24 protein-coding genes are annotated in these 23,598 nt (G+C 43.4%); 13 read left to right on the top strand and 11 right to left on the bottom strand.

Annotated features, from left to right (window positions below; genetic code table 11):
• Nucleotides 1-200 precede the first annotated feature (200 nt).
• From mnmA to PY091_RS15820, 3 genes are read left to right on the top strand one after another with little or no spacing between them, the layout of a single operon-like run.
• Nucleotides 201-1,391, top strand: a complete 1,191-nt coding sequence (gene mnmA, locus PY091_RS15830; protein ID WP_275650570.1) for a tRNA 2-thiouridine(34) synthase MnmA — start codon at nucleotides 201-203, stop codon at nucleotides 1,389-1,391.
• Nucleotides 1,392-1,444: 53 nt separating this feature from the next.
• Complete coding sequence (locus PY091_RS15825; RefSeq protein ID WP_275650569.1) at nucleotides 1,445-2,386, top strand: NAD(P)H-dependent flavin oxidoreductase; 942 nt, start codon at nucleotides 1,445-1,447, stop codon at nucleotides 2,384-2,386.
• Between the two features lie 49 nt (nucleotides 2,387-2,435).
• Nucleotides 2,436-2,909 (top strand): YfiM family lipoprotein, encoded by a 474-nt coding sequence (locus PY091_RS15820; protein ID WP_275650568.1) that lies wholly within the window; start codon nucleotides 2,436-2,438, stop codon nucleotides 2,907-2,909.
• On the opposite strand, the gene PY091_RS15815 is transcribed toward PY091_RS15820, so the two are convergent.
• The 6 genes from PY091_RS15815 to PY091_RS15790 are packed head-to-tail and all read right to left on the bottom strand — an operon-like array spanning nucleotide 2,902 to nucleotide 9,062.
• The gene (locus PY091_RS15815) at nucleotides 2,902-4,236 is read right to left on the bottom strand and encodes a DUF58 domain-containing protein (RefSeq protein ID WP_275650567.1); all 1,335 of its coding nucleotides are present in this window, start codon (nucleotides 4,234-4,236) and stop codon (nucleotides 2,902-2,904) included. The two genes, PY091_RS15820 and PY091_RS15815, sit on opposite strands and share 8 nt — an antisense overlap.
• A gap of 3 nt (nucleotides 4,237-4,239) precedes the next feature.
• Entirely contained in the window at nucleotides 4,240-5,238 is a 999-nt protein-coding gene (locus PY091_RS15810; RefSeq protein ID WP_275650566.1) for an AAA family ATPase, read from the bottom strand.
• Between the two features lie 3 nt (nucleotides 5,239-5,241).
• Nucleotides 5,242-6,453 (bottom strand): DUF4350 domain-containing protein, encoded by a 1,212-nt coding sequence (locus PY091_RS15805; RefSeq protein ID WP_275650565.1) that lies wholly within the window; start codon nucleotides 6,451-6,453, stop codon nucleotides 5,242-5,244.
• Nucleotides 6,454-6,455: 2 nt separating this feature from the next.
• Nucleotides 6,456-7,172 (bottom strand): hypothetical protein, encoded by a 717-nt coding sequence (locus PY091_RS15800; protein WP_275650564.1) that lies wholly within the window; start codon nucleotides 7,170-7,172, stop codon nucleotides 6,456-6,458.
• Nucleotides 7,169-8,110, bottom strand: a complete 942-nt coding sequence (locus PY091_RS15795; protein ID WP_275650563.1) for a hypothetical protein — start codon at nucleotides 8,108-8,110, stop codon at nucleotides 7,169-7,171. The genes PY091_RS15800 and PY091_RS15795 overlap by 4 nt, the downstream gene beginning before the upstream one ends.
• Nucleotides 8,091-9,062: a stage II sporulation protein M gene (locus PY091_RS15790; RefSeq protein ID WP_275650562.1), complete on the bottom strand. Its 972-nt coding sequence runs from the start codon at nucleotides 9,060-9,062 to the stop codon at nucleotides 8,091-8,093. The genes PY091_RS15795 and PY091_RS15790 overlap by 20 nt, the downstream gene beginning before the upstream one ends.
• A 35-nt stretch (nucleotides 9,063-9,097) precedes the next feature.
• Between PY091_RS15790 and PY091_RS15785 the strand changes: the two genes are divergently transcribed.
• The 5 genes from PY091_RS15785 to PY091_RS15765 all read left to right on the top strand — a co-directional run bounded on the left by PY091_RS15785 (nucleotide 9,098) and on the right by PY091_RS15765 (nucleotide 14,960).
• The gene (locus PY091_RS15785; RefSeq protein WP_275650561.1) at nucleotides 9,098-9,823 is read left to right on the top strand and encodes an RDD family protein; all 726 of its coding nucleotides are present in this window, start codon (nucleotides 9,098-9,100) and stop codon (nucleotides 9,821-9,823) included.
• Nucleotides 9,824-9,825: 2 nt separating this feature from the next.
• Nucleotides 9,826-10,440: a trimeric intracellular cation channel family protein gene (locus PY091_RS15780; protein ID WP_275650604.1), complete on the top strand. Its 615-nt coding sequence runs from the start codon at nucleotides 9,826-9,828 to the stop codon at nucleotides 10,438-10,440.
• Between the two features lie 196 nt (nucleotides 10,441-10,636).
• Nucleotides 10,637-11,782, top strand: coding sequence for a hypothetical protein (locus PY091_RS15775; protein ID WP_275650560.1), 1,146 nt, complete (start codon nucleotides 10,637-10,639; stop codon nucleotides 11,780-11,782).
• 17 nt (nucleotides 11,783-11,799) lie between these two features.
• The gene (locus PY091_RS15770) at nucleotides 11,800-14,451 is read left to right on the top strand and encodes a carboxypeptidase-like regulatory domain-containing protein (RefSeq protein WP_275650559.1); all 2,652 of its coding nucleotides are present in this window, start codon (nucleotides 11,800-11,802) and stop codon (nucleotides 14,449-14,451) included.
• A gap of 5 nt (nucleotides 14,452-14,456) precedes the next feature.
• Nucleotides 14,457-14,960, top strand: coding sequence for a hypothetical protein (locus tag PY091_RS15765; protein WP_275650558.1), 504 nt, complete (start codon nucleotides 14,457-14,459; stop codon nucleotides 14,958-14,960).
• 10 nt (nucleotides 14,961-14,970) lie between these two features.
• Here the strand turns inward: PY091_RS15765 and PY091_RS15760 are convergent, their stop codons facing one another.
• Nucleotides 14,971-15,690 carry a peptidylprolyl isomerase gene (locus tag PY091_RS15760; RefSeq protein ID WP_275650557.1) on the bottom strand — a complete coding sequence of 240 codons (720 nt, stop codon included), beginning with the start codon at nucleotides 15,688-15,690 and terminating at the stop codon, nucleotides 14,971-14,973.
• Here PY091_RS15760 and PY091_RS15755 point away from each other — a divergent pair.
• Entirely contained in the window at nucleotides 15,689-16,330 is a 642-nt protein-coding gene (locus tag PY091_RS15755) for an NUDIX hydrolase (protein ID WP_275650556.1), read from the top strand. The genes PY091_RS15760 and PY091_RS15755 overlap by 2 nt on opposite strands.
• Nucleotides 16,331-16,371: 41 nt before the next feature.
• Nucleotides 16,372-17,193 carry a lysophospholipid acyltransferase family protein gene (locus PY091_RS15750; RefSeq protein ID WP_275650555.1) on the top strand — a complete coding sequence of 274 codons (822 nt, stop codon included), beginning with the start codon at nucleotides 16,372-16,374 and terminating at the stop codon, nucleotides 17,191-17,193.
• Here PY091_RS15750 and PY091_RS15745 read toward each other — a convergent pair.
• The 3 genes from PY091_RS15745 to PY091_RS15735 form a co-directional block, all read right to left on the bottom strand.
• The gene (locus PY091_RS15745; protein ID WP_275650554.1) at nucleotides 17,190-17,834 is read right to left on the bottom strand and encodes a hypothetical protein; all 645 of its coding nucleotides are present in this window, start codon (nucleotides 17,832-17,834) and stop codon (nucleotides 17,190-17,192) included. The two genes, PY091_RS15750 and PY091_RS15745, sit on opposite strands and share 4 nt — an antisense overlap.
• Before the next feature lie 2 nt (nucleotides 17,835-17,836).
• On the bottom strand, nucleotides 17,837-18,331 hold the full coding sequence (locus PY091_RS15740) for an RNA polymerase sigma factor (protein ID WP_275650553.1): 495 nt from the start codon (nucleotides 18,329-18,331) through the stop codon (nucleotides 17,837-17,839).
• 74 nt (nucleotides 18,332-18,405) lie between these two features.
• Entirely contained in the window at nucleotides 18,406-19,833 is a 1,428-nt protein-coding gene (locus PY091_RS15735) for an amidohydrolase (protein ID WP_275650552.1), read from the bottom strand.
• Nucleotides 19,834-19,934: 101 nt separating this feature from the next.
• Between PY091_RS15735 and PY091_RS15730 the strand changes: the two genes are divergently transcribed.
• Together PY091_RS15730 and PY091_RS15725 are read left to right on the top strand one after the other, a co-directional pair.
• Complete coding sequence (locus PY091_RS15730) at nucleotides 19,935-21,242, top strand: NAD(P)/FAD-dependent oxidoreductase (protein WP_275650603.1); 1,308 nt, start codon at nucleotides 19,935-19,937, stop codon at nucleotides 21,240-21,242.
• A gap of 95 nt (nucleotides 21,243-21,337) precedes the next feature.
• On the top strand, nucleotides 21,338-21,853 hold the full coding sequence (locus PY091_RS15725; RefSeq protein ID WP_275650551.1) for a hypothetical protein: 516 nt from the start codon (nucleotides 21,338-21,340) through the stop codon (nucleotides 21,851-21,853).
• Nucleotides 21,854-21,858: 5 nt separating this feature from the next.
• Here the strand turns inward: PY091_RS15725 and xerD are convergent, their stop codons facing one another.
• Nucleotides 21,859-22,755: a site-specific tyrosine recombinase XerD gene (gene xerD / locus PY091_RS15720; protein ID WP_275650602.1), complete on the bottom strand. Its 897-nt coding sequence runs from the start codon at nucleotides 22,753-22,755 to the stop codon at nucleotides 21,859-21,861.
• Between the two features lie 237 nt (nucleotides 22,756-22,992).
• Between xerD and PY091_RS15715 the strand changes: the two genes are divergently transcribed.
• A complete protein-coding gene (locus PY091_RS15715) occupies nucleotides 22,993-23,517 on the top strand; it encodes a hypothetical protein (protein ID WP_275650550.1) in 525 nt (174 codons plus the stop codon).
• Nucleotides 23,518-23,598 lie beyond the last annotated feature (81 nt).

The following is a 23,598-nucleotide window of genomic DNA, read 5'->3' as shown; positions in this document are numbered from 1 at the left end:
GATGATAGATATTTGTTTAACTATTTAAAACTATTATTAAACAAAATAAAAACAATAATGTTTAACATATTTCAATAAAACTTTAACAAAATTAAAAAATGGTGATCATGGAGCGGATAATCCATCCACTTTTCCTTTATGAGATATTTATCATTTTAAATACAGGTCAATTCGTATTTTTGTACCCTTAATGCATTGCAATGAAAAAGGTTGTTGTTGGACTTTCTGGAGGCGTTGATTCAAGCGTGGCTGCATATTTGCTCAAAGAGCAAGGATATGATGTTATTGGTCTGTTCATGAAGAACTGGCACGATGATTCAGTGACCATTTCAGAAGAGTGCCCATGGTTGGAGGATAGTAATGATGCCCTGATAGTCGCAGAAAAACTGGGCATACCTTTTCAAACGGTAGATCTGAGTGCCGAGTACAAGGAACGAATCGTGGATTATATGTTCAATGAATATGAACGGGGGAGAACACCGAATCCCGATGTATTGTGCAACCGCGAGATCAAGTTCGATGTGTTCATGAAAATTGCCCTGCAATTGGGTGCGGATTATGTGGCAACGGGCCACTACTGCAGAAAGGGGACCATTCAAAACGAAGATGGCACGGAAACCTATCAATTATTATCCGGAGCGGACCCCAATAAAGATCAGTCCTATTTTCTTTGCCAACTCTCTCAAGAGCAGTTGTCCAAGACCTTATTTCCCATTGGTGAACTATTAAAGCCAGAGGTTCGCAAAATTGCGGCCGAACATAATCTGATAACTGCGGATAAAAAGGATTCCCAAGGACTTTGCTTTGTCGGTAAAGTACACTTGCCCGAATTTCTGCAGCAGAAGTTAAAGCCCAAAAAGGGTGTTATCGTGGAGGTCCCGAGCGACGCGGCGCAGTTTTCTGTACCAGTTCCAAAATTTGAGAGCGACAGGGACAAATTAGTTTTCCAAGCTGAAAAACCGGTGTACAGTGAAACGGATGGAAAGGTGGTAGGCGAACATCAAGGGGCACATTACTTCACCATTGGACAACGGAAAGGATTGAATGTTGGAGGAACAAAGGAACCCCTGTTCGTAATCGATACCGATGTGGAAAAGAACATTATTTATACAGGTCAAGGGAAATCGCATCCCGGACTTTTACGCAATACCTTGTTCATTAAAGACGATGAACTGCATTGGGTACGTCCCGATCTGGCCCTCAAGGTAGATGGGAGTATGGAGGTCATGGCACGAATCAGGTATCGTCAACCGCTTCAACCCGCTACCCTCTATAAGGTCGAAAATGGACTCTTCGTAGATTTTAAGGAGAAACAATCTGCTATAACGGAGGGACAATTTGCCGCTTGGTACCATAATGAAGAATTGATCGGTTCAGGAGTTATTTCATAATCGGAAAGCTGTTTTATTTTCTTTATTTTGTCCATAACCTGAAGACTATTTTCATGCAAAATAAAATCACACAACTTTTTGGAATAAAATATCCCATAGTACAAGGCGGAATGGTTTGGGCCAGTGGCTGGCGTTTGGCCTCCGCAGTATCCAATGCCGGTGGATTGGGACTTTTGGGAGCAGGTAGTATGTATCCCGAAATATTGGAAGAACATATTGTCAAATGTAAACAAGCAACCGACAAACCTTTCGGTGTGAACGTTCCCATGTTATATCCCGATATTGAAAAGTTGATGGATATTATCTTAAAACATGAAGTGAAGATTGTGTTTACCTCTGCAGGGAACCCAAAAACATGGACCAAATTTCTTCAAGACAAGGGAGTCACAGTGGTACATGTGGTGAGCAGTGTGAAATTTGCCCTTAAAGCTCAGGTGGCAGGTGTTGATGCTATCGTGGCAGAAGGATTTGAAGCAGGTGGACACAACGGGAGGGATGAAACCACCACGATGGTCTTGATTCCTTCTGTAAAGGAAAAAATACAGATACCACTGATTGCTGCAGGAGGAATTGCCACAGGAAGGGCCATGCTGGCCGCTATGGTCTTGGGAGCTGATGGTGTGCAAGTTGGGAGTAGATTTGTGGCATCTCCAGAAGCATCCTCGCATGAGATGTTCAAAAAAAGGGTTGTGGATGCACAAGAAGGTGATACCCAGTTGACCTTAAAGGAGCTTGCTCCGGTAAGGTTGCTGAAAAATAAATTCTACCAGGATGTGCAAGAAGCCTATTCCAATGGCGCCACCAAAGAAGAGTTGATATCACTTTTGGGGAGGGCACGGGCCAAAAAAGGGATGTTCGAAGGTGACATGGAAGAGGGAGAACTTGAAATAGGTCAAGTTTCCGGTCTTATCCATGAGATCAAACCAGCAGCAGAGATTGTTTTGGATATCATGGCGGAATTCCAAGAAGCCAAGGCAGAAATACAAGACTATTAGTACTTTGCGTGATTAGTTTAAGAAACTTTTAATATATTTAACCAGCGCAATGAGAACACTAATCCCCACACTACTCTTTTTTGTGCTCGCCTCGCATTGCCATGGGCAAGTGGAGCGGGACAAAGCACTCCATTTTCTGGGAGGAAATCTATTTGGCCTAGCTGGAGCAGGAATCGCCAAACAGGCTTCCGATGGTAACCGGATCTGGACTTTTGTTGGTTCAGTAGCAGGAAGTACATTGATTGGTCTGGCCAAGGAGACCGTGGATGCTGGACAGCGCGATAATGGTTGGGACAACGATGATCTCGCTGCGACGATTTTGGGAGGGGTAACCGTAGGGGTAACCATTGATTTATTTGCCAAAAAGGATGATCGTAGACGTTTACGTGGGCGTTATTCCAAACTTGATGTCCAAAAGAAACGACATTTTTATCAGCCGCGAACAGAATTTGTTGTATTGGACGGTAAACTGCCCTCTTTGAATACATTGGGACTTTCCAAGCAGATGGTTACTGTTAAATAAGCCCCCTTGCCTTAATTTCCAAATATTTGTTGATCGTATTGATGGTCAGTTCCTCTGGCTTCGTTAAAATAGTCTGTATGCCATGCTTTCTTAGCTCGTTGACGATAAGCTTCTTTTCGTAAATGAATTTTTCGGCAATGGTCTGTTCAAAAATCTGCTGCACGGTTTCCGCCTTTTCAATGGCAAATGAATTCAGTTCAGTGTTTTCAAAGAAAATGACAACCAATAAATGCTGCTTGGCGATGGCCACAAGATAGGGGAGTTGCCTGTGCAGGGCATCCATGGTTTCAAAGTTGGTGTATAGCAATAATAGACTCCTTTGGTTCAAGTTGCGCTTGACATCGACATACAGCCTACTGAAATCACTTTCAATAAAGTTAGTGTCCAAATTGTACAGGGTTTCCAAGATCAGGTTCATCTGGGAACTGCGACGATCGGCAGCAACTCTGTTCTCGATTTTATCACTAAAGGAAAACATACCCGCTTTGTCCTGTTTTTTAAGGGCAATATTGCTAATGACCAAGGTGGCATTAATGGCGTAATCCAATAAACTGAGACCATTGAACGGCATTTTCATTACCCGTCCCTTGTCTATTACGGAATAAATGGGTTGCGATTTTTCATCCTGATATTGGTTCACCATCAATTGGCCCCGTTTGGCCGTAGCTTTCCAGTTGATGTTGCGGATATCATCACCCAGCACATAATCTTTGATCTGTTCAAACTCCAATGTATGGCCGATTCGTCTAATTTTTTTTAAACCATATTGGTTCAAACGATTGCTGAAAGCAATGAGGTCATATTTTTGCAGCTGTAGGAAAGAAGGATAAACAGGGACCTCCGCGGCATTTTCAAAACTGTATTTTTTTGCCAAAAATCCAATGGGTGAAACCGCAAAGATGTTCAATGTTCCAAATTGATAAACCCCGCGTTGCGTCGGTCTTAATTGATAGGAAAACAATTTGCTTTTACCACTGCCAAGGGTGCTTCGAATATTGAAGTCCCTTTTTTGAAACTGAAATGGAATCTCATCGATCACCGATACTTGTACCGGAAACAAATAACCATTGACTATTTTGATCTCAACCGGATTTTCGTCGCCATTGGAGAGTTTGTCCGGCAGCATGCGATGGCCGTTTACCTTTCCCTTGGAGGCAAAGAGAAGCAGGGCGTCAACACAAAGTAATAACAGTAAAATTACGAACAGCAACTTTAGTGTCCCGAATAGATTGGGGACCATATACGATATCAAAAAGCCTCCGATCACCAAGGTGAGCGCAATGAAAAATCGCTTTTGCAGATATATGGGTCTAAAGAGCCTTTTCACGTTTTATCTTGGAATTTCTATACCGTCAACGATCTGTTTAACCACCTGTGCAGCGGTCAATCCTTCCATTTCACGTTCAGGGGTGAGCATGATCCTGTGCCCCAAGACCGGGGCTGCAATGGTCTTAATATCATCGGGTGTGATAAAATCCCTCCCGTTTATGGCCGCCAATGCTTTTGATGCATCCATAATGGCAATGGAAGCCCTTGGTGAAGCACCTAAATAAAGGTTGGCGTTGGTCCGTGTATTGTCCACAATGGAGGCAATGTACCTAAGGAGGTTTTTTTCCACAATGATTTCCTTAATGGTGTCCTGGTACACTGCAATTTCTTCAGCCGAAAGCAAGGCACTGACCATGTCCTCTTCGTTCTTGTTCTTTTGCTGATGTTTACTTTCCAATATTTGGATTTCTTCTTCCAGCGATGGGTACTCCACATTGATCTTGAACAAAAAGCGGTCCAGTTGCGCTTCGGGCAATCGATAGGTGCCTTCCTGTTCGATAGGGTTTTGTGTGGCGAAGACCAAAAAAGGTGGTTCCATGGCATATTCAATGCCGTCCATGGTAATCTGTCTTTCCGCCATAGCCTCAAAAAGTGCTGCTTGCGTTTTCGCAGGTGCCCGGTTGATCTCATCGATCAATATAATGTTGGAGAACAAGGGACCTTTTTTAAATTGGAACTCAGAAGTTTTGACGTTGAAGATCGAGGTGCCCAAAATATCACTGGGCATAAGGTCCGGTGTAAACTGGATACGACTGAAATCCACGCTCATGGTCTTGGCCAATAATTTGGCAGTGACCGTTTTTGCAACACCGGGTACACCTTCGATCAATGAATGGCCATTGGCCAAAATGGAAATGATCAGTAGTTCGATCATATCCTGTTGGCCAACAATGACCTTGCCCATTTCCTCTTTTATTTGTGAAACAGCGTTTTGTAGCTTGCCCAGGTCGATTCGAGAGTTGAATTGCAACCCATCTCCTTGTGGTTCTTTTTCTTCCATTTGTTACTGCTTAAATGCGGTTATTCTTTTGTTCAGCTCTATGCTATCCTTTTCGGAATGAAACTTTTTGTTCTTGAGCTCTATGATGAAATTTATGATGTTTTTTGTCTCCGTGATACCTTTGCCCGCCCTGGCCGCCAAAACTTGAATGGTTTGGTCGTTGAGCTGGGCGGTTTCTATATGATATTGATTTCTTAGGTGGGCCAGAAAGTAATTTATCTTTTTCTGGATCAGATCCGAATAATCTTTGTTTTGATGATATAGCGAACCCACGGCTTGGGCAAATTCAACCGATGAATTTTTAAGGGGCTCTATGACCGGAATAATCCGTTGCTCTCTTTTGCCCTTGAAAAGGACAAACAACAGCAATCCGCAAACAGTGATGTAATAGGCCCATTTAAGTGCTCCCTGTTGGAGAACAAAACGCATTGGTGAATCAATGGTCCTACGCCCCGCTTTTTTATAATCATCCCAATACAGTACATCCCTTTTCTCCAAATAGGAGAACGTATGGGCCACATAGGACGAATTTCCCTTGAGCATATAATAGTTGGAATAGGCCTGTGGCGTGGTACTTAGAATAAAGTCGCCTTTTCCGAATTGCACCTTGATCAGATTGGGTCTTGTGATTTGGACATTGGACTGCTCTTCCAAAAAATTCTGTTGTGTATAGGAAATGTTTCCCAAGATGGTGGTGTTTAAAGAATCTACGCTGGTAAAGTGTGCGTTGAATACCCCTCGGGACAGTTCAAACTCTTCATTCTTGAATCTATTATGGGTAAGGCTAAGCTGGGCCGACCCCTCTTTTAAAGAATAATCCGAATTTATTGCAAGGTTCAAGGTGTCCATTAATTCCCATCCAAAGCCGGAAGCAGCTATAAAAACAGTATTTCCTCGATCTACATAGTCCAATATCTGATGGGTTTCCTGAGTGTCCAGATCCACATATTCGTTAATGAACAAATAGTTGGAGCGTTCGGTCGAATCCCTTTCCAAAAGAACATTGTATACACTTTCCTGTACCGTCTCGATGCCATCATCGGGAAACAAAGAGGGCAGTTCGTTGTACAGGACATAACAGCCAAAAGGGATTCTATCTACGGCAGTGTAAGATGGGTTCCAATTAATGGGTCTTGGACGGACAATTTCGGTAACAATGATGCCCAACACCACCAATGCGAATATCCATATGACTATTTTGGCTTTTCTGTCCATGGTTATTTCTGTATGGATTTTTTAACGGCATCGAAATGCAAGTTGGTCTTTGCATAGCCATTTTTGTCAATGGGCTGCTCACCGTACCAGATGTTCTCGTAGAGGTAAGATGCATTTTTAAAGGAAACTTGCAAACTAGTTTCCTTGATTTCACGCTGATAGTCCGCATTTGTCTTTTCAAAATGCCATTCTATTAGGTTCTTTTGCGAAAGTATCTTTAGTACCTTGAGAAATTGATAACGGACCGCAAGCCGAAAGTTTTCATTCCTCAGCGCCTCCTGCATGAGTGAATCCAAATCGATTTCCTCAATATGTTCTTCTGTAAAATCTATACTGTCAATGGTCTTGGCCTTCTTGGTGAAAATAGCGCTGAACTTTTCATTGACGAACAAACGGACCACCAAATATATGGCCAAAGTGCCTATCAGAACATAGATGATATACTCCAGTATGAGAAGTGTTTCCGGAGAAATTTGAAATCCAAAGGTGTCGTTGAGTGTATTTAGGAACCATCGTACAAATCGACTGAGCAAATTGGCGGATTCACCGGTTTTTACCTCATAGTTGAATTCCTCCCCCGAGTACCGTTGGTTCAGATCCCCATCGATCGCCCGATCCGTCAGTACGGAATTGCTATCGGTCGGTATCCGAATGGAATCGTTTTGGGCCATCCCTGTGATTCCAATAAAGAAGAACAGTATGTGGAAGTATTTGATCATTGATCCGATTGGCCTATTTGGTCTATTTTGCTTCTGGTATTGATGTTATAGGTTTTCTCGTGCAAGGCATAGAAAAGAATTCCGTTGACAAATTGTGATAGGCATTGGGCGTAGACCATTAGAATGAGCAACATGCACAATCCAAGGGTGTAAATAACGGTCGATACCACGGAATTGGTGATGTCCACATTGTTTTCCACCACATGGAAAGTATAGATACCAACTAGTATGGACGGTACCAATAATATGATAAAAGCCAAGATTCCATTGAGTAGGCCCAATATAAAATTGACCCCTACGGATCGCCAAAAATTGTCAATGACCAATCTCCATCCTTCCCCGTAGCCCTCTACAACATCCTTTTGTTGGCTGAGCATGCTAAAAAATGAAACCCCGATCCAGGCCGTTAGGGCAAATTGCACAATGTACTGGGCAAACATCCCCAATAGGGGAATGAAGGCAAATATAATGGCCACGATAAAAAAACCAATGTAAACGGGGATCAACAGGAGAATAAAGATCAAGGTTTTGCCCAAATTGTTCTTCGTATGGTCCCAAACCTCCTTTTTATCAAAATCCAGGCCTTTGTGTTCCTCATATTTTATAAGGTAGGATGAGCTCAAACTGAAATTGAGTCCCGCAACAAACAAAAAAATCAGGAAGAATAGGATACTTCCGGTCAAAATATAGGCCCAAAAGGTATCATCACTGGAGGCCGATGACCCTACACCATAGGCATTGGTGCCTTGGGTGACCATTCCAATAAAACCTGATACCAATAAGTAACTGGTGATCAAAAGGCCGATCAAAAAAATACCATTGTAGCTTAAAAATACGTTGGTGAATTTTTTGATGTTCTGTCTCAAAAATTCAAAATATACGGAAAGGATATCACCAAAATCACGGTTAATCCGAAGTTCAATGTACTTGTCCTTCATGTATTTTTCGGTTTAGTAAGATGGGGTAAATGATATAGTAATAAACGATCAACAATAATGATCCTCCAATAATGGAATAGGCCAACCAATCCGGCATGGAGGCATACCTGGTAATGAACCCTTCGATAAATCCGGCAATGATAAAAAAGGGAATGGTGCTGACCACTACCTTGAGTCCGTCCTTGGCACCTTTCATAAAAGAAACCCTCCTGGAAAAGGTCTTGGGAAACAGAATACTGTTGCCCATGATCAATCCCGCACAGCCCGCTATTATAATGACTGAGATTTCAATGGTGCCATGGAGCCAAATTTGCCTGTTTGCCTCCAAAAACACTCCCTTGGTGTAAAAAAATGTGATAAAGGCGCCCAGCATCACACCATTGCTAAAAAGTATATAACCTGTGCCAATACTCGTGATCACCCCAAAGGCAAATGCCAAAAAGCCAACCCGAATGTTGTTGATGGTAATGCCTAGGAAAGTTCCAATTTCACTACCACTTTTGTAGATGGCCGTGGGTTCTCCCTTGGCAATATTGTTCAGGGTCTCGTTTACATAACCGTCCCCCAGGATCAATCGCACAAAAGATGCGTCGTTCATGGCCGATAGCGAACCGATTGCTGTAGCGGAAATAAAAATTAAAAAGGCGATCAAAAGGGTTTTGTGATATTGTTTGAAAAAAAGTGGGAACTCCCTTATCCAGAACTTTACGATGCGGTTGCCCGATTCTTTTCTGTTCCTGTAAATTTTTTGATGCGCTTGGGATGCCAGGGAGTTCAAATACAATAAAGTCTTGCTTCCGGCATAATAGGTTTGTGCATAGGCCAAGTCATTGGTAAGCTGTATGTAGCCATCGACAAGGGTGTCAGGGTCGGTTTGTGAACCTGATGCGATTGCTTTTTCAAATGCAATCCATTTTTCCTTATTTTGCTTCACAAAGGCAGCTTCGCGCATATGTGGAATTTTCCTTGAGCTAAAATTACGTTTATATGGAGAACCTCCAAATCAATACAACGCAAAATGTCAATTTAGATTATAAGATAGTTGGGCTCGGTGAGCGAATTGTTGCTTTTTTGATCGATGGTCTCATACTGTATCTTTACGCTTATCTGGTGAATTTGTTGAGTAGTGCTCTGGGTTATATTTATGAGGATACCTGGACCCAGAGAGGGCTTGCCGCCTTAATATTTTTGCCCGCCATGTTCTATTCTTTATTGATGCACAGTCTGTTCAATGGAAGGACAGTCGGAAAAATGTTGATGAAAATGCGCGTGGTGAGATTGGACGGCACACCCGTACATTGGAGCAATCTTTTGATACGGTGGATGCTGAGGCTGGTCGATATTTGGATTTTTTTGGGCTCCATAGGTATATTGAGCATCCTGTTCTCAGAAAAAAGACAACGTGTCGGTGATGCAGCAGCGGGCACTGTAGTGATCAGTACCAAGCAAAGGACCAAAGTGTCCCATACCATTTTGGAAGAGGTAGAGGAAAGTTATGAACCTCAGTTCACCAACGTGACCCTTTTGACGGACAAGGATGTACGCTTGATCAAAGAAACCTATCTGATAGCCCGTAAGAGTGGGGATTTTAAAACATTGACCGCATTACGGGTAAAAGTGGACAGTATATTGAAGACCAATTCCAATCTTTACGATGTGCAGTATATTGACACCGTGCTCAAGGACTATAATTATTATACCCAAAAAATGTAATGATGCTGTATTTGACCATAGATATTTTGGGTACGATCGCCTTTGCCATCTCCGGTGTTTTGGTCGCTATGGAAAAGCGGCTGGACCTGTTCGGGGTATTCATTATCGCTTTTGTTACGGCCATCGGTGGAGGTACACTCAGAGATCTGTTGATAGGCAACACTCCCGTGGGCTGGATGCAGGATCTCACTTATGTGATCACCATATTCATTTCGGTGGTCTTCGCCATCATTTTTGTAAACAAGCTCAAATACCTTCGCAGGTCCTTGTTCCTGTTCGATACCATCGGTATCGGTCTGTATACCATGGTAGGGGTGGAGAAAGGGCTGGAAGCCGATCTCTTGCCGGTGATGTGTATATTTTTAGGGACTATGACCGCTTGTTTCGGAGGTGTGATACGCGATATACTCTGTAATGAGATACCTGTGATCTTCCGCAAGGAAATATACGCCACGGCATGTATTCTTGGTGCACTCAGCTACTTCTTGATCATACAGTTTCCGGTCAAGGAAGAATATGCCTATATCGCAGGTATCCTGGTGGTGATACTTTTGAGATTATTGGCCGTTCGTTTTCATATCAGTTTGCCCAGTATTTATAAAGAGCGGGTGCATTGATCGTTTTGATAACCTATAATCAATATTGCTTAATAGTTGGTTAACGCGATTAACTTCCCGTTAATCATTTTTACTTTTTTGTTAGCCGGATTCCTTCGGCCATACCTCTACTTTGCCCTCGAGCAAATAAAAACAACATTTCGATTAGGGTGGATTTCAGAATCCATTCTATTGAAAAACCATCAACTAATCAGGTATGAGAACATCACAATCACTAATCATTACATTTTTGGTATTGATTCCGTTTATCGGAATCGATCGGGCCAATGCACAGGGCTGTGTGGCCATAAGACATTTTTCCTCTTGTGTGGGAAATACATTGGAAAACAATTTATTGGGGCCGGGAGATATTCAAATAGGAAGTAATTACCGGTACTTTAAGTCCTTTCGCCATTTTAGGGGAACAGAGGAAGAACCGGACAGGGTTTCCAATGAGACCGAGGTTATCAACCATTCACATTCCTGGGACTTTTTTTTGACCTACGGGATATCGGATAGGTGGTATGCAAGCATTACCATTCCAACTGTGATCAATACACGATCTTCCTTGTACGAGCATGGGAGAGATGAGCGTAACACTACCTTTTCAAGGGGATTGGCCGATATTCGGGTAGGAGTGGGATATTGGCTGTTCGATTTGGAAAAACACCAAAATGGAAATTTGGCCTTGGGACTGGGGGTCAAGTTGCCCACGGGCAGCTACAACGCCTCCGATATTTTTTATAATGTCGGCCCGGAAGGAGGTCCTCAAGTAAGACCGGTGGATCAGAGTATCCAACCTGGGGACGGTGGTTTTGGAATTACCCTGGACTTTCAGTTTTATCAAAAAATTGCCGACCAGTTCTTTGCGTACGGTGGCGGTTTTTATTTGATCAATCCACGAGAGACCAATGGCACAAGGACTTTTAGGGAAACTCTCAGCCCAATATTACAGAACGAGGCCATTATGGCAGTTCCAGATCAGTTTTCCATTCGTGCTGGGGTAAGCCATAGTTTGAGCAATACCATCTCCGCTTCATTGGGGGCCCGCTACGAAGGCGTTCCGGTCAAAGACCTCATGGGTGGGAACGAAGGCTTTAGAAGACCGGGCAATGTACTTTCCATAGACCCGGGCATTGCCTTTATGAAGGATAATTTTTCCTTGAATCTTAACGTGCCCTTTGCCGTGAGAAGAGAGCGACCACAAAGTGTCACCGATTTACAAACTGAACAAATGACCGGAGAACCTAGAATGGGCGATGCCGCATTTGCCGATTATTTGATCAACGTCGGGGTTTCTTATCGCTTTGCCCGACATAAAGTAAAAGTGGACCCAGAACTTATGAACGAATTCAATAATTAAATTTCTTTTGAACATCGATGCATAAAACGATTATTTCCCCCATTCAAAGTTTATTGTACGTCAGCCTTTGGCTTCTCGCTTTTCAAGCAGTGGGGCAGGAAAATTTAAAGGGAAAAGTGGTGGATGCCACCGATGGACAACCCTTGATCGCCGCACAAATATTACTGAAACCCCGCGATGCAGGAACCTTGACGGATGATTTTGGCAAATTTGAGATCAAAATGGATGCCAATGACCAACAGATCATCGTCAAATATTTGGGGTATGAGCCATGGCAAGGGACTTTGACGGGCAGCTATGATCTTGGAACCATTGCGCTGAAAAGATCGAATACCACTTTGAACGAGGTAATTGTAAGTGCATCGCCCAAAAATTTTAAAAGTAGGTTTAAAGGGAGCAATTTTAGGATCGATCCCATTTCATTGAAGAATATCAATCCACTAAGCACCGAAGAGGTACTGCGAACCATCCCGGGGGTCAATATTGTCGGGGACATGGGACTGTCCAACCGACCGAACATCAGTATACGGGGTTCTTGGGGCAGGCGTTCCAAAAAGGTGCTGTTGATGGAGGACGGCACCCCATCCGCTCCTGCTCCCTATATAGCACCAGGAGCGTACTATAACCCCGTTAGTGATCGAATTGCCTCCATTGAGGTGTACAAGGGAGCCGATTTATTGCGGTACGGTCCCAATAATATGTACGGAGCCGTAAATTATATTACGGCCTTGCCACCACAGAAACCTGCCCTTCGACTAAAGTTGACGGGAGGTCAGCGGAACTATACATCGGGCCTGTTTTCCTATGGGGGTACCTGGAACGACATTGGGGGATTGGTAGAAGGTGTTTATAAGAAGTTTGATGGGTTTACCGATAACTCATCTGTCGAGATATTGAACCTAAATGCGAAGATATTTGCCAAACTTTCCGAAAATCAATCCCTTTATTTCAAGCTTAGCGGACAGTTTGAGGACAATCAGGCCTCCTTGAGTTCACAAACCCCTTTCACTTTTGAGATCGATCCGACCCAAAACCCATTGGATGCCGATCAATTTATCATGAGGCGTTATGGTGTGGACATTATCCATAAATGGCTCCCGAACAAAAAGGTGAGCTTTACCACAAAAGTATATGCGTCCGATTTTGAAAGGGATTGGTGGCGACAAGTTACCACCAAGGTTCGTGCATCCGAAGTGCGGGATTATGTGGGCGATGAAATTTTTAATGATAGATATGGATATTTAGCAGGAAGAACATTTGATGAAGAGGATTATGTCATCGTTGGTCGGGTGGAAAACGGACTGGAACGTACTGCGGACAGTCGTTGGATTTATCGTGTTTCCGGAATCAAGGAAACCGTAAACGTAGATTGGGAGGCCTTTGGTGCTCCAAGTGCGTTCGAGGGCAGCATCAACCTGCACCGTGAAACCTTCAAGGATGTTTTCTTGGAGGCGGACAATTCCAGATGGGCCAGGTATGGGACGGCGACCAAAGATCTGTGGTATCGGTTGTGGTCGGCCAATGGATATATCCGAAATGAGTTCCATTTTGGAAAATGGGGAGTGACACCTATTCTTCGTTTCGAGCACGTGGATATGTTCCGGCAGGACCTTTTGGCCTTGTCGCAAAATCCTGATTTGGAAAGTACCACGGAAGGCAGGGAGCCCAATGTTTACAATCAATTTTTGCCTGGAATCACAGTAAACCATGATTATGGTGATGGGGAATTTTACAGTAGTGTGTACCAAGGCATGATAGCCCCTTCCAAGGTTTTCGGTTTTTTGGTGGAACAAAACGGCGTGGTCACCAATCCTATGGAGGGGCAAAGCATAAATATTGCCCCGGAGTTGAGCTGGAACAAGGAAGTCGGCTGGAGAGGTGGCCTGTTCAACAATGGTATCCAAGGGCAGTTGACCTACTTCCATAATGCCAGTAGAAACTTTTATGCTGGAGGCCGAAATGAAGTGTTCACAGAGTTGGGGGAAATCAATGTGCAAGGAGTGGAAATGGCCATCAATGCAGAACTTTTGAACGTAAATGGTCATCAATTACACTTTTTGGGCAATGTGACCTATATGGATTCCAAGGTAAAAGCCGGCAAGTTGGAGGATAGAGATCTCTTTTCGCAGGTCATCCATAGTGCAGCCACCCAGAACGAGTATGTGGATAAGGTAAACGCAAACAGGAATGCGTATGAGATTTATGTGGACAATGGGAACGGAGAAGTCTTATTGACCGACCAAACCGTGGATTCTTCACAATTTCCAAACATTACAAGGAGCGTCATTACCTATGGCAATGAAGGACTTTCAGATTCAGAGGCCCCGTATACGCCCCAAATCAATATGAGCCTTGGCTTCAATTATGATTGGAACCGATTATCGAGCGGATTCAATGTGCACCACGTGGGCAAACAATACACCGAGTTTCACAATTTCAAGAACGAATCCGCAGATGGGGCCATTGGAAGATTACCGGCATACACTACCATTGATGCTTTTGTGAACTATGACCTGGCCATCGGCGGTAAAATCGATGCGACCATTTTTGTAAATGGAAAGAACATCACGGATAGGGTGTACCGCGCTTCGAGATTGAACAGGGCAACTTCGGGTGTATTCGGTGGTGGTTTTCGTCAAATCATCTTTGGAATCAACATGAAAATTTAAAACATATGAAGCATTCAAATCCAACCGGAAAAAATCGTTTTATCGCCATCACTATCGGTTTGGTATATATTTGGTTCGGGGCATTGAAATTTGTTCCCAACTTGAGTCCGGCAGAAGATTTGGCAAAAAATACCATTCGCCAGCTCACTTTTGGGGTCATTCCAGATGAGGTATCCATCATCCTACTTGCCTTTTGGGAAGTGGGATTGGGGCTTTTGTTGATGTCCGGTCTTTTTAAAAGACAAGCTATCATTTGGGCCTTGGTTCACATGGTTTGCACATTTACCCCGCTTTTGTTTTTTCCCAATGATGTTTTTGGCGAAGCACCCTTGTCACTCACTCTGGTAGGGCAGTACATCATGAAAAATATCATCATCATGGCGGCCCTTCTTTCCATTTACGAACGAAAACAGCAGTCCAAAAAGAAAGATGTGCCCATAAAAAATCAAAAGGAAGGTTTTGCCTATAGAATCTCATTGGGTAGGAACCGCTTCAAAAAGGCATCGTAATTGATTCTGGTTACAATACTTCAGCCTTGAGGATATAAACATTTTGCCAAGGCCAATCCCCATCGCCAACGGGGACACTGTTAATGGCATCGACAACATCCATCCCTTCCACAACACGTCCAAATGGAGTGTAGGAACCATCTAGGTGGTAGGAGCCCGGATTGGTGACCACAATGAAAAACTCATATGGGGAGGCAAGCTTATGGGGGTTGTCCCTTTCACTGCTTGGCATGGAAATGGTCCCACGGTGGTGTTTGTGGCCCTTTCTGGTATCCGGTGGAAGCAGGTACCGGCCAATATCACCGCGTTTACGTGCTGTTTTACGGTCGTCCGAATTGCCCCCCTGTATGATGAAATCCTTTACGACCCTGTGGAACTGGGTGCTGTCAAAATATTTTTGTCTCGCCAAATAGATGAAATTGGCCTTGTGATAGGGAACATCATCGTAAAGTTGAACGGTAAAGCTGCCCATGGTAGTGGTAATTCTCACTTTGTCCTTTTTGACCTTTTTGGCATAGTCAAAGAAAAAATCTATGGCGTTTTCCTCTGTTAGTAAAAAGGGCTCTTCCTCTTCGGCCAACTGGGTGGAATCCACTTCTATTTCAGGTGTCGTGTCCTTGTTTGCAATATTTTCCTGAACTTTGTCCTTCTCCTTTTTAGGGGATTCTCCACAGGAAACGAATAAAAAGAGTAGTATAATTGTAGTTAAAGCCGATTGTTTCAACAACATGGATTTTAATGATTTTTGTCAACGAGCCTTAAAATTAAAAAATCTACCACTACCCGGCGAGGATTCACACAACAAAATGTCTCCAGAGCTACGTATCCAATGGTTGAGGGACAATAGGGTAGAAGAGGCAAACCCTAGAAGGGCAGGTGTAATGGCGCTCTTTTATCCGGATATGGAGCGCGAGACCAGATTGCTGTTGATCTTGCGAAAGGTGTACCAAGGAGTTCACTCTAACCAAATCGGTTTTCCGGGGGGCAAGGTCGAAAAAATTGATCGGGACCTTATGGATACCGCTTTGCGGGAAACCCATGAGGAAGTAGGGGTGCCGCCCTCCAAGGTCGAAGTGATCAAAGAACTCAGTGATGTGTACATTCCTCCCAGCAATTTTTTGGTGAGACCCTACATCGGGATCTATCCAGATCCGCAGCCCTTTATCAAGGAGGACAGCGAAGTGGAGAGCCTTGTGGAGGTATATCTCAGGGATTTTTTGGACGATTCCAATCATATTCAAGAAATTTTGAGCACTTCCTATGCAAAAAACATTAATGTACCGGCCTTTAAATTAAACGGTTACACGGTCTGGGGTGCTACGGCAATGATGTTGAGTGAGATCAAAGAGCTTTTACGGCAAGTGCTTTAGCGTCTATTTTGTAAATTTGCAGTTAACAACCAACACTACATATGGGCCTTTTTAAGAAAAATCCTTTTGGTCATATTTTATTTTTAAAACGATGGCTGATCCGTATTGCTGGCATGATGACCCACCAGCGCTACAAGGGTTTCAATACCCTCGAGATAGAAGGTTCACAGATTATAAGGGACCTTCCCGAGAACAAGGTGCTTTTTGTCAGTAATCACCAAACCTATTTTGCCGATGTTGTGGCCATGTTCCATGTTTTCAATGCGAGCTTGAAGGGAAGGGACGATTCCATCAAAAATCTCGGTTATCTATGGAATCCCAAACTCAACATCTATTATGTGGCTGCCAAGGAAACCATGGGCAAGAGTTTGTTGACCAAGATCTTGGCCTATGCAGGCTCCATTAGTATCGAAAGGACCTGGAGGGCGGATGGACAGGATGTAAATCGCCAGGTGAAATTCAGTGATATCTCCAATATCGGAAAGGCACTGGACGATGGTTGGGTGATTACCTTTCCACAGGGCACCACCACACCTTGGAAACCACTCCGAAAGGGTACGGCACATATCATAAAAAAATACAAACCTATCGTGGTCCCCGTTGTAATTGATGGTTTCCGACGTTCATTTGATAAAAAGGGGCTTAGGGTCAAGAAGAAGGGCATCCTTCAGTCCATGCAAATAAAAGAACCCTTGGATATTGATTACGACAATGAATCCATTGATGCCATTTTGGAGAAACTGGAATACGCCATCGAGCAGCATCCATCATTCCTCAAGGTGATCCCACAAAAGGAATTGTTGGCCTATGAAGAGGAGAACCAAAAAAGAAGATACAGCTATAAGGGAAAGATCGATGATTAGACCTCCAATCTTTTGAGGTCATTGTAATTCTTTCTGAGCCTTTTTAGCAGGATTCCATAAAGAAGTTTATAAAAGAGCCATATCAAGAACAGGATCGCTGCTGTAAAGATTATGGATATACCGATCACCATGGCCCAAAATGCCATGGTATTGCCATCTTGGGAGGCTGCTTCCACAATTTCCTGTCCCTCCTGGCCATAGAGTAGTACCCCGTACATGTTAATGATCAAGTAGGTGGTGAAGATGATCAAGTTGAACCAAACATATTGTGTAACGGTGCGTTTCACATTTAATATGGTCTTCATCAAATTCTTGGACGAATCGGTAAAGGATATTTTTCTGTAATTGGTGTAGAACTTATAGATAAAGTAAAGGATGATGGCATAATTGATCACATTAAGGGCCATGACCACTTTGTAGATGTGCATGTCCTTAAGTTCCTGCATGGTATCCGGTCCACTAAAAACAATATTGATTCCCGCCCAGAAGACAAACTCTATGATACTGATATAAAAAATCCATTTTACTATGGACGATGACTTTTTCTTGGTCATCGGGTATATTTGCTCATAGGACAACTTGGGAAGATTTGCTTCCCGCTTCTGCCAATCCTTTTTCAAGAGCTCCAGTTCATCCAACATAATCACGGATTTAATATGGTTTTTAATTTCGTTTTCACCCTGCTCATTTTCACTCTCGCATTTACCTCTGAAATTCCCAAAGTTTCGGCTATCTCGGAATAATCTTTGTCTTCCAGATAAAGAAAGACCAAAGCTTTGTCGATATCGCCCAGTTGCTTAATGGCATCGTACATCAGTTTTAATTGTCGTTCCTCCGTATCATCATAGTCGGTGGCCTTGATCTTATAGAGGACCGAATCAAAATCCTGGGTCTTTACCCTTTTCTTGGATTTCCTGTACAAGGTTATTGCAGTGTTCAGTGCAACACGGTACATCCATGTACTGAACTTGGCATCTCCCCGAAACTTTGGGTATGCTTTCCAGAGTTGTATTGTAATTTCCTGGAACAAATCGTTGTGAGAGTCCTTGTCATTGGTATATAGACTGCAAACCTTATGGACAATGTTTTGATTGTCCTCAAGTTCCGTCACAAAACGATGTTCCAGTTCTTTGTTCACTAAATGGTTGGTAAGTTTGCTTTACCCATTAGTAGGGTCAAGAAAGCTTTTGTTACAATACTGAGTGAAAAAAATTATTTACGGTAGTCCAAAGCGGGAGGTCGATTTCCCAACATAGGAACATATTTAAAGTCCTTGCCTCTTCTTTCTTCCAATTCCTTTTTAGCGGCTTCCACGGTTTTGGGGCTCTCAAAAATGTCCATTGCTGTAAGCGCTATGGTTTTGGCCGCTACCATCATTCCCTTGGAACCAATGCTCATACCACCGGCGGCAACTGCTTGCCAGCTGTGTGCAGGTGTTCCCGGAACCCAGGTCGCAGTTCCAAGTCCGGCTGTTGGGACCGTATAGCTTACGTCGCCAACATCTGTGGAACCTCCGGCTTCGGCGGTTTCTTTATACGGTTGGATTTCTGCTGCAGAGCTTATTTCCGGGGCATTTTTGCCCAAGGTTGCCGATATTTTCTCGGCAAAGGCTTTTTCTTCTTCATTGTAGGCGACCCCACCTACTTTGACCAAGTTGTCGTACATGATCTTTTGTACCGTAAGGTTGGGCAACAATTCATGCGTGCCCCCGATCATTTCGTATTCCATGGTAGTGCCCGTACCCATTGCAGCACCTTCGGCGGCTTTTACTATTCTATCGAACATGTCTACGACCACATCCCTTGTATTGTGTCGGGCATAATAGTAGACCTCTGCAAAATCAGGAACCACATTGGGGGCCTTTCCACCATTGGTGATCACATAGTGAATCCTTGCATCTTCTGGAACGTGTTCCCTCATCATGTTCACCATAGCGTTCATGGCCTCTACGCCGTCCAATGCCGAGCGTCCCATTTGTGGCGCAGCGGCCGCGTGGGCAGATACACCATGGAACCTGAATTTAGCGGATTTGTTGGCCAGGGCCGCACCAGCGTTTGCGGCATTTGCCGAACTTGGGTGCCAGTGAAGGGCAACATCAACATCATCGAAAACGCCTTCGCGTACCATATATACCTTACCGGAACCACCTTCTTCCGCAGGACATCCATAAAAACGAATGGTCCCCTTGATATTGTTGGTTTCCATCCAGTTCTTAACTGATATGGCAGCGGCTGTGGATGCTGTACCGAACAAATGGTGTCCACAGGCATGACCTGCTGCTCCACCTGCCGATTTTTTCTCTGGAACGGCCTCCTGCGATAAACCTGGAAGGGCGTCGTATTCGCCCAAAATGGCGATCACTGGGTAACCGGAACCAAATTCTGCCTTAAAGGCGGTGGGAATACCTGCGATACCCGCTTCGATGGAAAAACCTGCATCGGATAAGGTTTCCTGTAGGATGGCAGAGCTTTTCTCTTCCAAATATCCCATTTCGGCAAGATCCCAGATATCATGGGCTATCTTACTGTATTCTTCGGATTTTGAGTCGAGCTGTTTAATGACGTCATTCTTCTTTTTTTGGGCATGGACACCCATTGTGCACAATAGGAATAGCACACCTAACGGGAGAAATTTTCTCATTGGTTGAAGTTTTTTTGAGTTAGGCTCTAAAGATACAAAAAAACCGACCCTGCGATGGGTCCCGGTGAACGGGAATACGTAAATTTGACGATATGTCGAGAATGAACATTCCTCAATCCAGTTTTCCAAGGGTCGTTATCGTCGGCGGCGGTTTTGGAGGCATTGCATTAGCCAAGAAGTTAAGTAAGAAAGATGCCCAGGTCGTCCTTTTGGACAAGCACAATTACCATAATTTTCAACCTTTGCTCTATCAAGTATCCACTGGTGGACTTGAACCGGATTCCATTGCCTATCCCATACGCAAGGTACTCCAGGGATACCCTAATTTCTTTTTTAGGTTGGCACAGGTGCTGGAGGTTAAAACGGATACCAAACGGATCAAGACCAATATAGGTGAGATCTTTTATGATTATCTGGTGATCGCCACGGGTTCTGAGACCAATTTTTTCGGGAACAAGGGCATTGAGTCCAAGGGTATGGCCATGAAGACCATTCCTCAATCTTTGAACTTGCGCAGTTTGATCCTGGAAAATTTTGAGCAGGCACTTTTAACGGATGACCTCCATGAGCGGGATGCCCTTATGAACTTTGTGATCGTAGGAGGTGGACCTACAGGGGTGGAATTGGCAGGGGCCCTGGCCGAGATAAAGAAGGGGATATTGCCCAAGGATTATCCTGACCTGGACACTAGGCGGGCACAGATAAACCTAGTGCAGAGCGGCGATAGGATTTTGCCGGCGATGAGTAGTAAGGCTTCCGAAAAGGCAGAAAAGTTTTTGGAGGAACTGGGTGTGAATGTATGGAAGAATATCCGGGTTGTGGACTATGATGGCAAACGGGTCACAACCAACACCAATACAATTTTTGATGCAGAAACCTTGGTCTGGGCCGCAGGTGTAAAGGCAGTTGGACTGAAGGGTCTGGACAGTGAGGAACTTTTAGCTAGGGGCAATCGGTTAAAAGTTGATGAATACCATCAGGTAATGGGCGTAGATCATGTTTTCGCTATTGGTGATGTGGCCCAGATGGAAAGCGAGGATTTTCCACATGGTCACCCCATGATGGCACAACCAGCGATTCAACAAGGTAGAAATTTAGGCGACAACCTTGTTAAATTGATAGATGGAAAGCCAATGCGGCCATTTGTTTACAAGGATAAGGGAAGTATGGCCACCGTGGGAAGGAACAAAGCGGTCGTGGATATGCCCAAGTTTAGGTTTCAAGGGGTGTTTGCATGGTTTGTATGGATGTTCGTGCATCTGTATTTCCTCATAGGATTCAGAAATAGAGTTGTTGTATTTATCAACTGGGTGTACAATTATATTCGATTTGATCGCGAGGCAAGATTGATTATTCGTCCCTTTAAAAAACAGAACAGGGTAAAAAAGGATACTTTAATGCAAGACTGATTTAGTTTGTTCTGCATCAACTATCCAGGTTAAAATTTACCCAATGATCATGGTGAATCGGCTGCACTTTGGTACATTGTAGTAAAACACTTACCATGTTCAGATTAAGCTTTTTATTCACACTGGCCGCACTACTGGTTTTTGGTATTGAAGGATGGGCACAATATCAATCAGGTATGTCCAAAACATCGGAACCCCCCATATATATTGAAGGGTTCAATTACCCAAAATTTGATGAACTGTCCCATTTTGCCTGGTTCAATGTCAATTTTAAAGTTGTAAAAGGGACTGAACTGCAAATAATAGGCGAACACTACAGAAGGTATTATGCGGACAGATTTAAGTTAGGGGCCGGTTTTAGACAACGATTAAACGAAAAATCAAATATTTTTGGTGGTTACCAAAAGGAATGGGACCTGTACAATGAGGGCAGGGGATACCCTAATCCAGTACCTCGTGAAGAAATATATTTTGGCGTGCAGCATCAAGTTAAGGAGAATATGTTAATGGATGTCAGGATGGTCCAACCTACTTTCCAATCAGATTTTTATAGTATCGGGCTCGAGGGGGTTAAGACCCGACTGGAAATGGGTACCCGGCTCAAATTTTAAGCATTTTATTTTCTCGGGTGGAAATCTTTGAGGACCTTGGTCAAATGTTTACGATTGACATGCATGTAAACCTCGGTAGTGGTTATGCTTTCATGTCCTAACATTTGTTGAATGGCCCTCAGGTCTGCACCATTTTCCAATAAATGGGTAGCGAAAGAATGCCTAAAGGTGTGCGGGCTTATATTTTTGTCCAGGCCAATGGTCTCGGCCAACCTTTTTACAATGGTAAAAATCATGGCGCGTGTAAGCTGCTTACCTCTCCGGTTTAAAAAAACATAATCTTCATGCTCTTTTTTTATGGGCAAATGGACCCGTACCTCTTTCCTGTAAATGTCAATGTACTTTTGGTTTACCCCACTTATGGGTACAAAGCGCTGCTTGTTCCCTTTTCCCGTTACTTTAATAAAATCCTCATTAAAATAAAGATCGGAAAGTTTTAGGTTGATAAGTTCGGAAACGCGAAGTCCGCACCCGTACAAGGTTTCTAAAATGGCCCTATTGCGTTCACCCTCGGGCTTTGACAGGTCGATTGCCGTGATCAATAGATCGATCTCCTGTTCGGAAAGTGTGTCGGGCAGTTTTCTCCCGATTTTGGGTGTTTCGATTAGGTCCATGGGGTTGTCTTCCCGGTAATCCTCGAAAACCAAATAGGTAAAAAAACCCCTTAGCCCTGATATAATACGTGCTTGCGTCCTTGGGCTAACAATTTTGGCAATATCGTAAATAAATTGTTGAACCGTTTCCCTACTTATTTCCATTGGTTTCTCCTCAATGGTTTGCTCCTCCAAATAATTGGCAAGTTTTTCAAGGTCCATGGTATAATTGGAGATGGAGTTTAGGGATAGCCCTCGCTCTATCTTAAGATAATTTTGATAATCCTTTATTGCTTGCTGCCAGTTCACAGCATCAAATATAATGACAATCCTGTTTGGAAGTTGGTTCGAAAACTGCATTGGTCAACTCAAAATACCATTTTATCAAATGGGATAAATAAAAGGTATATGGATTGCATACTTTCCACAAATCAATTGGACTGATGAGTGATTCTAGAAAGTTGAGACCGTCTTTTAATAAGAAAAATATTTCAAACCACACTTTTTTTAAAGCAGCTGCGTTTTGTTGTTAGTAAAATTTTAACAATGAAGAAAAAGACATTCTTTTTGGCAATTATAGCAATGGTTGCCTTTAGTTTTTCGTCCATGGCTCAGCATGTGGACCGTACCAGTTTTAAAGCAGGTGTTTTTGCAGGGCTTCCTGTAGGCGATGCTGCGGATTTTTCAAGTTTTAGCCTTGGGATAGACCTTGGGTATCATTGGTCCGTTTCGGAAATGGTAGATGTGGGTATTGCATCAGGATTCTTAAACTCCTTCGGAAGTGACGTGGAATTTACCGACGGTCCCATTACGGTTTCCGGAAATTTTGGTGACATTCAGTTTGTTCCAGTAGCGGCAGCTTTTAGGCTTTATCCCAACTACAATTTTAAACTAGGTGGTGATATAGGGTATGCTGTTGGTATTAACGAGGGCAATGAAGGTGGATTTTATGTTAGACCCATGATAGGGTACAATATAACTGGAAATACAGAGTTGAACGTTTCCTATATCAATGTGAGCAATAATGGGAGTTTCTCGGTTGTTGCTTTGGGCTTATTGTTCTTGTTTTAATGTACGTGCATATCACATAGCCGAATCTTATTGAAGATCGTAATTCCTAAAAGGCTTAAAATAATATGAAATATGGGCGGG

It is taken from the genome of Flagellimonas okinawensis, assembly GCF_029194005.1.
Classification (GTDB): domain Bacteria; phylum Bacteroidota; class Bacteroidia; order Flavobacteriales; family Flavobacteriaceae; genus Flagellimonas; species Flagellimonas okinawensis.
The sequence above is the reverse complement of the archived record's forward strand: the minus strand, read 5'-3'. Positions and strand labels throughout refer to the sequence as shown.